This window comes from Streptomyces sp. CLV115, assembly GCF_038448545.1.
Classification (GTDB): Bacteria; Actinomycetota; Actinomycetes; order Streptomycetales; family Streptomycetaceae; genus Streptomyces; species Streptomyces sanglieri.
The window spans coordinates 15,593-27,254 of record NZ_JBCEWQ010000121.1 but is presented as its reverse complement, the minus strand read 5'-3'; the positions used below and the strand labels follow the sequence as shown (position 1 = coordinate 27,254).

General features: G+C 71.8%; 9 protein-coding genes. 5 read left to right on the top strand and 4 right to left on the bottom strand.

Annotated elements, in window-relative coordinates; genetic code table 11:
• Positions 1-7 precede the first annotated feature (7 nt).
• Positions 8-1,399: a cytosine permease gene (locus AADR41_RS30930; RefSeq protein WP_342284856.1), complete on the bottom strand. Its 1,392-nt coding sequence runs from the start codon at positions 1,397-1,399 to the stop codon at positions 8-10.
• On the bottom strand, positions 1,399-2,352 hold the full coding sequence (locus AADR41_RS30925; protein WP_342284854.1) for a DUF1177 domain-containing protein: 954 nt from the start codon (positions 2,350-2,352) through the stop codon (positions 1,399-1,401). The genes AADR41_RS30930 and AADR41_RS30925 overlap by 1 nt, the downstream gene beginning before the upstream one ends.
• A 150-nt stretch (positions 2,353-2,502) precedes the next feature.
• Here AADR41_RS30925 and AADR41_RS30920 point away from each other — a divergent pair, with 150 nt between their 5' ends.
• Positions 2,503-3,330, top strand: coding sequence for an IclR family transcriptional regulator (locus tag AADR41_RS30920; protein ID WP_342284853.1), 828 nt, complete (start codon positions 2,503-2,505; stop codon positions 3,328-3,330).
• A 29-nt stretch (positions 3,331-3,359) separates the two neighbouring features.
• Positions 3,360-4,088: a dipeptidase PepE gene (gene pepE, locus AADR41_RS30915; RefSeq protein ID WP_342284852.1), complete on the top strand. Its 729-nt coding sequence runs from the start codon at positions 3,360-3,362 to the stop codon at positions 4,086-4,088.
• On the opposite strand, the gene AADR41_RS30910 is transcribed toward pepE, so the two are convergent.
• A complete protein-coding gene (locus tag AADR41_RS30910) occupies positions 4,051-5,844 on the bottom strand; it encodes an MFS transporter (RefSeq protein ID WP_342284850.1) in 1,794 nt (597 codons plus the stop codon). The genes pepE and AADR41_RS30910 overlap by 38 nt on opposite strands.
• Before the next feature lie 261 nt (positions 5,845-6,105).
• Between AADR41_RS30910 and AADR41_RS30905 the strand changes: the two genes are divergently transcribed.
• From AADR41_RS30905 to AADR41_RS30895, 3 genes are read left to right on the top strand one after another with little or no spacing between them, the layout of a single operon-like run.
• Positions 6,106-8,286 carry an acyl-CoA dehydrogenase gene (locus AADR41_RS30905; protein WP_342284848.1) on the top strand — a complete coding sequence of 727 codons (2,181 nt, stop codon included), beginning with the start codon at positions 6,106-6,108 and terminating at the stop codon, positions 8,284-8,286.
• Between the two features lie 55 nt (positions 8,287-8,341).
• The gene (locus tag AADR41_RS30900; RefSeq protein ID WP_342284861.1) at positions 8,342-9,538 is read left to right on the top strand and encodes a lipid-transfer protein; all 1,197 of its coding nucleotides are present in this window, start codon (positions 8,342-8,344) and stop codon (positions 9,536-9,538) included.
• Positions 9,539-9,578: 40 nt separating this feature from the next.
• On the top strand, positions 9,579-11,009 hold the full coding sequence (locus AADR41_RS30895) for an MFS transporter (RefSeq protein WP_446751133.1): 1,431 nt from the start codon (positions 9,579-9,581) through the stop codon (positions 11,007-11,009).
• Between the two features lie 15 nt (positions 11,010-11,024).
• Here the strand turns inward: AADR41_RS30895 and AADR41_RS30890 are convergent, their stop codons facing one another.
• Positions 11,025-11,657 carry a response regulator transcription factor gene (locus AADR41_RS30890; RefSeq protein ID WP_342284860.1) on the bottom strand — a complete coding sequence of 211 codons (633 nt, stop codon included), beginning with the start codon at positions 11,655-11,657 and terminating at the stop codon, positions 11,025-11,027.
• Positions 11,658-11,662: the final 5 nt, after the last annotated feature.

Here is an 11,662-nt window from a genome sequence, read left to right as displayed (position 1 = left end):
GGGGTGGTCATGCTGCTCCCACAGGGGTTGTCGCGCGGGCGGCGGGGGCGGCGGTGTCGTCCTCGTCGTCCAGGGTGGAGGTGCCGTACGGCTTCACCCAGCCCAGCAGGCCGAGGGCGCTGTACAGGATGAAGGCGGTGGCCAGCGAGTTCAGGGCGGGTATGCCGCCGTCGTAGAACTTGCCGACGCAGAAGGCCGCGATCCAGATGGCGATGGACATCGGGACCCAGGTCGGCGAGGTCTTCGGCAGGGTCTCGGACTCGCGGGTCTCGTCCAGCGGCCTGCGCATCTTCTTCACGACCCAGTACTCGGCCACGATGATGCCGCCGATCGGCGGGATCGCGACGCCGAGGATGGAGAGGAACTCGGTGAAGTGGGTCATGATCCCGACCGCGGACAGGACCGTGCCCGCGATGCCGAGGACGATCGTGACCGCGCCGCGGTGGATCCGCTTGCCGAAGACGACCTGGAAGAAGTTGACGACGCCGAGCGAGGAGCCGTACAGGTTCCAGTCGTTGATCTTCGCGGTGGACATCAGGACCACGATGACGCCGAAGGCGCCGGAGGTGGAGAGCACGATGTGCGAGACCTCGTTGCTCTTGACCAGGTGGCCCAGGAGCACACCGGTCATACCGACGATGTACTCGGAGAGGATCATCGACGAGGCGCTCTGCAGGAAGACGTGCGAGCCCTTGCGGTTGTACCGGGTCATCTCCGGGGACACGATCGCGCCGGTCATGTAGCCGCCCGCGATGGCGGTGGCGGCGACGGCCAGCGGGATGGTCTGGCCGGGCGGCGGCGAGTGGATCAGCTCGCTGAGCGAGTGGTCCTTCAGTGTCGAGACGATCGACCAGGCGACCATCGCGAAGAACAGCGGGGTCACGATCTTGGCGAAGACGGCCATGTACTTGAAGCCGAAGATCACCAGCGCGGTGATGGCGATACCGGCCAGCACGCACCACATCCAGGCCGGGCCGCCCACCAGCGCCGAGACGCTGTTGCCGAAGATCGTGTTCTGGACGCCGAACCAGCCGACCAGGCTGACCGCGATCACGAAGCTGACCAGCGCCGAACCGTTGCGGCCGAAACCGACCCAGCGGGTCAGCATCGGGGTCGCCAGACCCTCGCGCATGCCGGCCAGGCCGATCGCGAAGATCACGATCTCCAGGATCACCGCGCCGAGCGTGAAGGCGAGGAAGGCGTCCCCGAAGGTCATGCCGACACCGATGGTGGCGCCGAGGGTGAACTGCGAGATCGAGCCGGACTGGGCGAGCCACTGGAGCAGCATCGACCAGAAGCCGAACCGCTTGTCGCGCGGCACACGGGAGAGCGCGTAGTCGTCGCTGCCGATGCTCTTGGCCTCGGGGGCCACGGCCTCGGCCTGCGGGGTGGCTGCCATCAGGACTCCTGGGGTGTACGGCCGAAGGTCTGCAGGTGTGTCAGTGACCCGTAGCGGCTGACGAGGTTGTCGAACTCCACCGCGTCGTGGAAGTCCAGTTGACCGCTGCCGTAGGCCTTGGCGACCTCCACGGCGTAGCGGGCGGCGGACGCGATGTCCGCCTCGTGGCTCGCGCCCGTACCGCAGCCCGGCACCGCGGCGGCCGAGGTGATGGCCAGGCCGACGACCGGGGCGGCCGTCGCGGTGGAGGGCTGAAGGATCGAATTGATGTGGTGTGCCCCATTACCGTACGGGGTGATGTCCTGCGTGGTCACGGGGTACGTGACCAACGGCTCACCCGTCACCACGGCCAGCAGTTCGCCGAGCTGCTCGCTGACCCGGAGCACCCAGCCCTCCTTGACGGTGGGCGAAAGGGCGAGGCCCTTGTGGTTGATGATCCGGTTGCCCTTGGTGGTGTCGATGGAGAGCACGGCCTCCATCTCGTCGGCCACCTCGTGGCGGTTCATGGTGGCGATGTCCACGGGCGAGCCCATGAACGGCACCGGGTCGTGCGGCTCGGTCGGCGCGTTCGGGCAGATGTGGGTGGCGACGATCACATCGCCGGGCAGTACGTCGCCGCGGCGGCGCATGTCGAGCAGCTTGGCGGCGGTGGCGATCGCCGAGACGGCTCCGTCGGCGTCGGAGACCAGACCGGTCACCTCGGGCCGGGCGCCGATGCCGCCGAGCCGGCCCACCACGCCCAGCGTGCGGGCGTCGCCCCCGGACGTACGCCCTCGGGCGCCCGGGATGCGGACCATCACGAAGTCGGTCGAGCCCTGCTCGCCGATGACCGTGGTGACCTTCGCGGACGAGCCCTCGGTCCCGCTCACGGAGTCGAGGTACTCGACGACCGTCTTGCCATTGACCTGGGGATCGTCCAGCAGATCGACGATGTCCAGCACGTACTTCAACATGGGGGGCCTTTCTCGCTCATCCGGGCACCCGGGCCGACGCTCGACGGGGGGTGCGCGGGGCGGGGTGCTGAGGCCACATTCGGGATCGGATAGCGTTGAACGCAACTGTTTCCCGTTATTTGCAATTCAGGTCTGAATGGTGAGATGACGATGACGGACTTCGATCTGGACCGGCGCACCCCCGCCGGAGCCCTGCAAACCGTCGACCGGGCGCTCCTGGTGCTGCTCGCCTTCGAGCGGACCCGGCCCGACTGGGGCGTCACCGAGGTCGCCGAGGAGTTCGGCTGGGACACCTCGGTGGCCCAGCGGCTGCTCGCCACCCTCGCCGGGCGCGGCTTCCTGGTCTCCGACCCGGTCACCCGCCGCTACCGCATCGGCCCCGCCGTGCTGCGCCTGGGCCGGCTCTGGGAGCGCTCCGGATCGCTGGAACTGCTGGCCGGGCCGGTCCTGGAGGAGCTGCGCCGGGTCACCGGTGACACCGTCCTGTTCTGCCTGCCGGACAGCTTCCACATGCGGTGCGTCGCCGCCGAGGAGGGGGAGGCGGGACCGCTGCGCTACTACCCGCTGGTCGGCGAGCTCTACCCGGCGCACGCCGGGGCGACCAGCAAGTCGTACTACGCGTATCTGCCCGACGAACAGCGCCACCGGCTCTTCCGGGGCCGCCCGATGGCCCGCTTCACCGACCGGACGGTCACCGACCCGGACCGGCTGGAGGAGGAGTTCCTCAAGGTCCGCGCCCAGGGGTACGCCTTCACGGTCGGCGAGTACGACACCGGCATCGCGACCGTCGCCGTACCGGTATTCCTGGGGCGCGAGCCGTACGGCAGCCTCAGCCTGGGCGGCGCCGAGGAGCTCTTCCGCGAGGCGCCGGACGACCGGCTCGACGCGCTGCGCCACGCGGCCCAGCTGCTGGAGCGACGTCTCACCCACCCGCCGCAGCGTCCGAAGCCCCGAGCCCGCCGCCCCCGCACCACCTGATGACCGGCAAGAGAACCAAGAGGAACCCCATGAATCTGCTGCTGCTCTCCAACTCCACCCAGCACGGCCGCGGTTATCTGGAACACGCCATCGACACCGTCACCGCGTTCCTGCCCGCCGGGGCCCGGCTGGCCTTCGTGCCCTACGCGCTCGCGGACTACACCGCCTACACCGCACGCGTCCGCGAGGCCCTGGAACCCCGCGGCATCACCGTCCGCGGGGTCCACGAGAACGCCGACCCGGTCGCCGAACTCGCCGCGTCCGACGCCGTGTTCATCGGCGGCGGCAACTCCTTCCGGCTGCTCAGCGCCCTGTACCGGACCGGTCTGCGGGACGCCGTGACCGAGGCGGTGCGCGGTGGACTGCCGTACATGGGGGCCAGCGCCGGGACGAACATGGCGGCGCCCACCCTGCGCACCACCAACGACATGCCCATCGTGCAGCCGCCGTCCTTCGAGACGCTCGGCCTCGTCCCGTTCCAGATCAACCCGCACTATCTGGACCCGGACCCGGCCAGCACCCACAAGGGCGAGACCCGCGAGGAGCGGCTCACGGAATTCCTTGAGGAGAACGACGTACCGGTGCTCGGCCTGCGCGAGGGATCGTGGCTGCGGGTCGACGGTCGCCAGGCCCGGGTGCAGGGCGCCCGCCCCGCCCGGCTGTTCACCCGCGGCGCGCAGCCGCAGGAGCTCCCGGCGGGGTCCGACGTCTCTCACCTGCTCACGACGACACCGCGGTTCGACGCTCCGGTGCGCTGACACCCAGCACCAGATCCGTGTCGACGGGCAGGCCGTCGCCCGGGTACGCGGCCGGGCAGGCGCTCGGCGCGTACCCGGTCGCCGACCCCGCCAGCACGAAGCTGCCGCCGTGCGGGGCGGCCAGCGCGTAGTGGCCGTCCCCGTCCGCCACGGTGAGACCGGCCTGCCAGCCCCGGTGGTCGATCAGCGTGACATTGGCGCGGGCCACCGGGGCGCCGTCCGCGTCCAGCACCCGGCCGCGGAAGCCGCCCGAGCCGGCGACCGGGCGGGAGGCGGTGGCCGCCGGGGCGTCCTCGTCGCTGCTCGCCAGCAGCGCCGGGCGCATCGACTCGCGCCGCGACGGCAGGAACGAGGCCAGCACCAGCCCGATCAGCACCGCACCCGTCGCGATCAGGAACGAGATGCGGAACCCCTCCATCGAGGGCAGCGCGGCCCCGCCGGTGTGCACCGAGGTGTTCGCCAGCACCATGCCGATCACCGCGCTCGACACCGACGTGCCGATCGACCGCATCAGGGTGTTCAGGCCGTTGGCCGCACCGGTCTCGGACGGGTCGACAGCCCCGATGATCAGTGCGGGCAGCGAGGAGTACGCGAGCCCGATGCCGGCCCCGAGCACCACCGCGATCACCACGGTCTGCCAGGCGGCGCTCATCAGCCCCTGCCCCGCCCCGTAACCGATCGCGATGACCAGCATGCCGAGCATCAGCGAGACCTTGGGCCCCCGGCGGGCGGACAGCCGGGCGTACAGCGGGGCGACGAACATCATCGTCAGGCCGAGCGGTGCCACGCACAGCCCCGCGACCACCATCGACTGCCCGAGTCCGTATCCCGTGGACGTGGGCAGCTGGAGCAGCTGCGGCAGGACCAGCGAGACGGCGTAGAAGGCGACGCCGACCATGATCGAGGCGAGGTTGGTGAGCAGCACCTCGCGCCGGGCCGTGGTCCGCAGATCGACCAGCGGGGCCGGGCTGCGCAGCTCGAACAGGCCCCACAGGACGAGGATCACCAGCGCGGCGCCGATCAGTCCGAGGGTGCTGCCCGAGGTCCAGCCCCAGTCGCTGCCCTTGGTGATGGGCAGCAGCAGACAGACCAGTCCGAGCGACAGGCCCAGCGCGCCGGCGAGGTCGAACCGGCCGGGCGCGCGCAGTGCGGGCTCCGGCACGGCCACGACCGTGAGCGCCATCGCCAGCACGCCCAGACCGGCCGCGCCGAGGAACAGGGTGTGCCAGTCGAAGTGCTGGGCGATCAGCGCGGCGGCGGGCAGCGCCAGGCCGCCGCCGACCCCGATCGAGGAGCTCATCAGCGCCATCGCCGAGCCGAGCCGCTCGCGCGGCAGCTCGTCGCGCATGATGCCGATGCCCAGCGGGATGGCGCCCATGGCGAAGCCCTGGAGCGCGCGGCCCACGATCATGACCACGAGATCGTCGGTGGAGGCGCACGTCAATGAGCCGATCACCATCACGGCGAGACTGGCGAGCAGCATCTTCCGCTTGCCGTAGAGGTCGCCGAGCCGCCCCATGATCGGGGTGGCGACGGCACCCGCGAGCAGCGTCGCGGTCATCACCCAGGTGGCGTTCGACGGGTCGGTGTGCAGCAGGACGGGCAGGTCCTTGATGACGGGGACGAGCAGGGTCTGCATCACCGCGACGGTGATACCCGCGAAGGCGAGCACGGGGACGACCCCGCCGCCGCCCGCCTTGCGCGGCCGCGGATCCGGGAGTTCCCCGGCGTGCTGTTCGTTCGTCGTCTGTGGCATACGTGCGGCCTCCGGGCGGCGTGATCGAGGGTCGGAAGAGGCGTGCGGGCGGTGCGGGCGGGCAGCGCCCGCACCGCCAAGTGTGTGCAGCGTGAAACCTTCCAGGTGTCCGCGGTATTCCGGTGAACGCGCCGCGAACGGGGCACGACGGCGCACTCGGACCGGAACGCACGGAGATCCGGCCGTCATCTGACCTTCCGTCAGAATGGAACGTGTTCTACTCTTGCGCCGTTCCAGTGGCTGCGACCGGCGAGGATCCGCATGGGCATCGGAATCACCGAAGAACACAGGGAGTTGGCGCAGGCCGTACGGGGCTGGCTGGCGCGCGCCGTCCCGCCGAAGGAGATCCGCGCACTCCTGGACGCGGACGCCTCGACTGCCCCCGGCGTGCGCCCCGGGTACTGGGACGGGCTCGCGGAACAGGGCCTGCTCGCCATCCATCTGCCCGAGGAACACGGGGGCGGGGGCGGCCGGCTCCTCGATCTGGCCGTGGTCCTCGAAGAGGCCGGCCGGGCCCCGCTCCCGGGCCCGTACCTGCCGAGCGTCCTGGCCTCCGCCGTACTGCACACGGCGGGGCCGGACGATCTGGTACGCGACCTCGCGGCCGGTACACGGATCTGCGCGGTGGCACTCGGCACCGGCAGCCTCACCGCCGTCGAGCACGGGGACGGCCATCTGCTCGACGGCACGGCACCGCCCGTCCTCTCCGGCGCCGAGGCCGACCTGCTGCTCCTGCCCGCCGAATCGGCCACCGGCACCCTCTGGTTCGCCGTCGACTCGGCCACTTCGGGGCTGACCGCCCGTCCGCACCGGGGCGCCGATCCGACCCGGCCCACCGCCGAGGTGCACGCCGAGGGCGTACTCGTCCCCGCCGGCCGCCTCGTACGGACCGACACCACCCGCGTCCGCGACCTCGCCGCCGTCCTCCTCGCCGCGGAGGCCTGCGGAACGGCCGCCAGGGCACTGCACACCGCGGCCGAACACGCCAAGGTCCGCGAGCAGTTCGGCCGCCCCATCGGACAGTTCCAGGGCGTCAAGCACCTCTGCGCCGACATGCTGGTGCGCGTCGAGAAGGCCCGTGCGCTGGCCTGGGACGCGGCCCGCGCCGCCGACGAGGAGACGGACCCGGACGCGCGGTCCATGGTCGCCGCCCTCGCCGCCTCGGACGCCCTCGACGCCGCGTACGGCTGCGCCAAGGACTGCGTCCAGATTCTCGGCGGCATCGGCTTCACCTGGGAGCACGACGCCCATCTGTATCTGCGCCGGGCCCTGGTGGCCCGCCAGTTGCTGGGGACCGGCGACGGCCACCGGCTGCGGGCCGTCCGGCTGGCCGAGGGCGGGGCCCGCCGCTCACTCGCCCTCGAACTCCCCGCCGGGGCCGACGCCCACCGGGCCGGTGCCCGCGAGGCCGTCGCCGCCGCCCGCGGCCTCGCCCCGAAGGAGGCCCGCCGCGCCCTCGCGCCGACCGGCTACGCGGCCCCGTACCTCCCGGCCCCCTACGGGCTGGGCGCCGGCCCCGTGCAACAGCTGGTCATACAGCAGGAGTTGAGGGAACAAGGGGTGAAGCTGAGCGATCTGGGGATCGCCACCTGGGTGGTGCCCTCGCTCCTCGCGCACGGCACGCCGCAGCAGCAGGAGCGCTATCTGCTGCCCACCCTGCGCGGCGAACTCCTGTGGTGCCAGCTGTTCTCCGAGCCCGACGCGGGGTCCGACCTCGCCTCGCTGCGCACGAAGGCGGAACGGACCGACGAGGGCTGGCGGATCAACGGACAGAAGGTGTGGACGAGCGCCGCCCAGTGGGCCGACCACGGGATCCTGCTCGCCAGGACCGACCCGGACGCCCCCAAGCACCAGGGGATCGGCTACTTCCTCGTCGACATGAAGAACACCCCGGGCATCGACATCCGGCCGCTGAAGGAGATCACCGGCGACGCCCTCTTCAACGAGGTGTACTTCGACGACGTCCTGCTGCCCCCCGACGCCGTCGTCGGCGAGCCCGACGGCGGCTGGAAGGTCGCCCGCAACACCCTGGGCAACGAACGCGTGCACATGGCCGACCAGATGACCTTCGACACCGGCCTGGAAGCGCTGATCGCCCGCTCCGGCGAACTCGACGGCGCCTGCCGGGCCCGCATCGGAGCACTCGCCGCCGAGGCCCACGCGCTGGGCTGCATCGGGCTGCGCACCACGATGCAGCAGGTGTCCGGGCTCGAACCCGGCGCCGGCGCCTCCGTCCGCAAGCTCGTCCAGACCACCCACCAGCAGAAGGTCGCCGAACTCGCCCTCGAACTCCTCGGCCCGGCGGGCGCGGCCGGCGAAGGACCGGGGGAGCGGGCCCTGCACGGCTTCCTGATGTCCCGCTGCCTGACCATCGCGGGCGGCACCACCCAGGTTCAGCTCAATGTCGTCGCCGAGCGCATCCTCGGCCTCCCGCGCGATTGAACGACTGAAGGGACTTGCCATGAAGCCCGCGAACCACGCGAAGCCCATGAAGCTCATGAAGGCGTACGTCGTCGGCGTCGGAATGACGAAGTTCGAGAAGCCCGAGACACGCGACTGGCAGTACTGGGACATGGCGAAGGAGGCCGGTACGGCGGCGCTCACCGACGCCGGGATCGCCTACGAGCAGATCCAGCAGGCCGCCGTCGGCTACTGCTTCCAGCCCTCCACCGCCGGTCAGCGCGCGGTGTACGAACTCGGCCTGACCGGGATCCCCGTCTACAACGTCAACAACAACTGCGCCACCGGGTCCACCGCACTGATGACGGCCAGGCAGTTCGTCGAGGGCGGCGGCAGCGACTGCGTCCTCGCGCTCGGCTTCGAGAAGATGACGCGCGGCGCACTCGGCGGCGGCGGCGCGGACGGCGGCGCGGCCGACTTCAAGACGTCGCCCGTCGCCCGGCACTACGGGGTCATGGCCGCCGCCCACGGCTTCGAGATGAGCCCGCCCACCGCCCAGATCTTCGGCAACGCGGCCCGCGAGCACATGGAGCGGTACGGGACGACCGAGGCACAGCTCGCCGCGGTCGGCGCCAAGAACCACCGGCACTCGGTGAACAATCCGTACGCCCAGTTCCAGGACCCGTACACGGTCGAGGAGATACTCGCCGCGAAGACCATCCACCGCCCGCTTACCAAACTCCAGTGCTCACCCACCTCCGACGGCGCGGCCGCCGCCGTCGTGGTGTCGGAACGCTTCGTCGAGAGCCACGGCCTGGGCGACCGGGCGGTCGAGATCGTCGCCCAGGCGATGACCACCGACACCGGCGACTCCTTCGCCTCGGGTACCTGCATCGACGCCGTGGGCCGGCCGATGTCGCAGGCCGCCGCCCGCCAGGTCTACGAGGCGTCGGGGCTCTCGGCCGCCGACCTGGACGTCATCGAACTGCACGACTGCTTCTCCATCAACGAACTCCTCACCTACGAGGCGCTCGGGCTGTGCGGCGAGGGCGAGTCCGGGAAGCTCGTCGAGTCGGGCGCCACCACGTACGGCGGCCGCTGGGTGGTCAACCCGTCCGGCGGGCTGATCTCCAAGGGGCACCCGCTCGGCGCCACCGGCATCGCCCAGGCCGCCGAACTGACCTGGCAGCTGCGGGGCGAGGCGGGGAACAGGCAGGTGAAGGACGCCCGGGTCGGCCTGGCCCACAACATCGGGCTCGGCGGAGCGGCGGTGGTGACGCTGCTGCGGCGGTAGGACCGAATACCGATGTCCGGAGCGCGGTACGGGTGCGAGTATGACGGCCATGGCTGACGTCAGGACGCCCGTGCCGCCGCTGGAGCGGACCCGTACCCCCGCCTGGGCGGCGGTGCTCGCCGCCTGTGTCGGTCAGTTCCTCGTCGTGCTCGACGTCTCCGTCGTCAACGTCGCCCTGCCGTCCATGCGTTCCGACCTCGGGATGAGCTCCGCCGGACTCCAGTGGGTGCTCAACGCCTACTCGATCGCGTTCGCCGGTTTCATGCTCCTCGGCGGACGCGCCGCGGACATCTACGGCCGCAAGCGGATGTTCCTCACGGGCCTCGGCCTGTTCACCGCCGCCTCCCTGGCCGGCGGCCTCGCCCAGGAGGGCTGGCAACTGCTCGCCGCCCGCGCCGCGCAGGGTCTCGGGGCCGCCGTGCTCGCCCCGGCCACCCTGACCCTGCTCACCGCCGCCGTCCCCGAGGGCCCGGCCAGGACGAAGGCGATAGGCACCTGGATGGCCGTCGGCGCGGGCGGCGGCGCGGCCGGCGGGCTGATCGGCGGGGTGCTCACCGATCTGCTCTCCTGGCGCTGGGTCCTGCTGATCAACGTGCCGATCGGGGCGCTCGTCCTGGCCGGCGCCGCGGTCCGGCTCGTGGAGGGCCGGACCGGGGACCGGCAGCGGATCGACCTGCTGGGCGCGGTACTCGTCACGGCGGGCCTCGCCTCCGTCGCGTACGGCATCGTGCAGACCGAGGAGTCGGGGTGGACCGCGACGGCGACCCTGGCGCCGCTGCTCGGCGGGGTGGCCCTGCTGGGCGTCTTCGTGGCGGTGGAGGCCCGGACGGCGGAGCCGCTGATGCCGCTCCGGGTGCTCGGGGCGCGGGCGGTGACATCGGCCAACGCGGCGACGTGCGTGATCGGTTCGGCGACGTTCTCCATGTGGTACTTCATGACCGTGTACGCCCAAGCCGTGCTGGGCTACACCCCGCTGGAGGCCGGACTCGCCCTGCTGCCCACGTCGTTGGCCGTCGTCCTCGGCTCGAAGTGCGCACCCCGGGTGATGGCCGTGACCGGCGCGAAGAACCTGGCGCTCATCGGTACGGTGATCGCCGCCGCGGGCTTCGGCTGGCAGTCCACGATGGGCGCCGACGGTTCGTACCTCACCTCGGTCTGTCTGCCCGGCGTCCTGATGATGGGCGGTACGGGACTGGCGGCCACTCCGCTCGCCTCGCTGGCCATCGCGGGCGCGGCTCCCGGGGAGGCCGGGCTCGTCTCCGGGCTCATCGGCACGTCCCGCACGATGGGCGGTGCGCTCGGTCTCGCCGCGCTCTCCACCGTCGCGGCGGCCCGCACCGCGGGCGGCACCGGAGCGGAGGAGCTCACGGCCGGCTTCGCCCTCGCCTTCCGGACGGCCGGCACGGTACTGCTGGGCGGACTGCTGCTGATGGCGCTCTGGCTGCCCCGCCACCGGCCGGACCCGCGCTGAGATGCCGGACAGCCCTCAGAGCCACCCCTGCTGCCGCGCCGCCCGAACCGCCTCCATCCGGTTGCGCGTACCCGTCTTGCCGATCGCCGCCGACAGGTAGTTGCGCACCGTCGACTCGGACAGATGCAGCTTCGCCGCGATGTCGGCGACCGTCGCCCCGTCCACGGAGGCGTTCAGCGCGTCCCGTTCCCGCGCGGTCAGCGGGCTGGGGCCGGCACTGAGCGCGGCGGCGGCCAGCGCCGGATCGATGACCGTCTCCCCGCTCAGCACCCGGCGGATCGCGACGGCGAGCTCCTCGACCGGACCGTCCTTGACGAGGAACCCCGCCGCCCCGGCCTCCATCGCCCGGCGCAGATAGCCGGGACGGCCGAATGTGGTCAGGATCAGCACCCGGCAGTCCGGCACCTCCTCGCGCAGATCGGCGGCGGCGTCCAGCCCGCTGCGGCCCGGCAGCTCGATGTCCAGCAGCGCCACGTCCGGCCGGGACCGCAGCGCCGCGTCCACGATCTCGTCCCCGGCACCGACCTGCGCCACGACCTCGATGTCCGGCTCCAGGCCGAGCAGCAGCGCGAGCGCGCCCCGCATCATCCCCTGGTCCTCGGCGAGCAGGACGCGCACGGACTTGGCGGGGCGGTGGTCCTGCGGCATCTCGT

Excerpts from the sequence above, each read along its gene's own strand:
- AADR41_RS30930 (WP_342284856.1), bottom strand. The coding sequence starts at position 1,399 with ATGGCAGCCACCCCGCAGGCCGAGGCCGTGGCCCCCGAGGCCAAGAGC.
- AADR41_RS30925 (WP_342284854.1), bottom strand. The coding sequence starts at position 2,352 with ATGTTGAAGTACGTGCTGGACATCGTCGATCTGCTGGACGATCCCCAG.
- AADR41_RS30920 (WP_342284853.1), top strand. The coding sequence starts at position 2,503 with ATGACGGACTTCGATCTGGACCGGCGCACCCCCGCCGGAGCCCTGCAA.
- pepE (WP_342284852.1), top strand. The coding sequence starts at position 3,360 with ATGAATCTGCTGCTGCTCTCCAACTCCACCCAGCACGGCCGCGGTTAT.
- AADR41_RS30910 (WP_342284850.1), bottom strand. The coding sequence starts at position 5,844 with ATGCCACAGACGACGAACGAACAGCACGCCGGGGAACTCCCGGATCCG.
- AADR41_RS30905 (WP_342284848.1), top strand. The coding sequence starts at position 6,106 with ATGGGCATCGGAATCACCGAAGAACACAGGGAGTTGGCGCAGGCCGTA.
- AADR41_RS30900 (WP_342284861.1), top strand. The coding sequence starts at position 8,342 with ATGAAGGCGTACGTCGTCGGCGTCGGAATGACGAAGTTCGAGAAGCCC.
- AADR41_RS30895 (WP_446751133.1), top strand. The coding sequence starts at position 9,579 with ATGACGGCCATGGCTGACGTCAGGACGCCCGTGCCGCCGCTGGAGCGG.
- AADR41_RS30890 (WP_342284860.1), bottom strand. The coding sequence starts at position 11,657 with ATGCCGCAGGACCACCGCCCCGCCAAGTCCGTGCGCGTCCTGCTCGCC.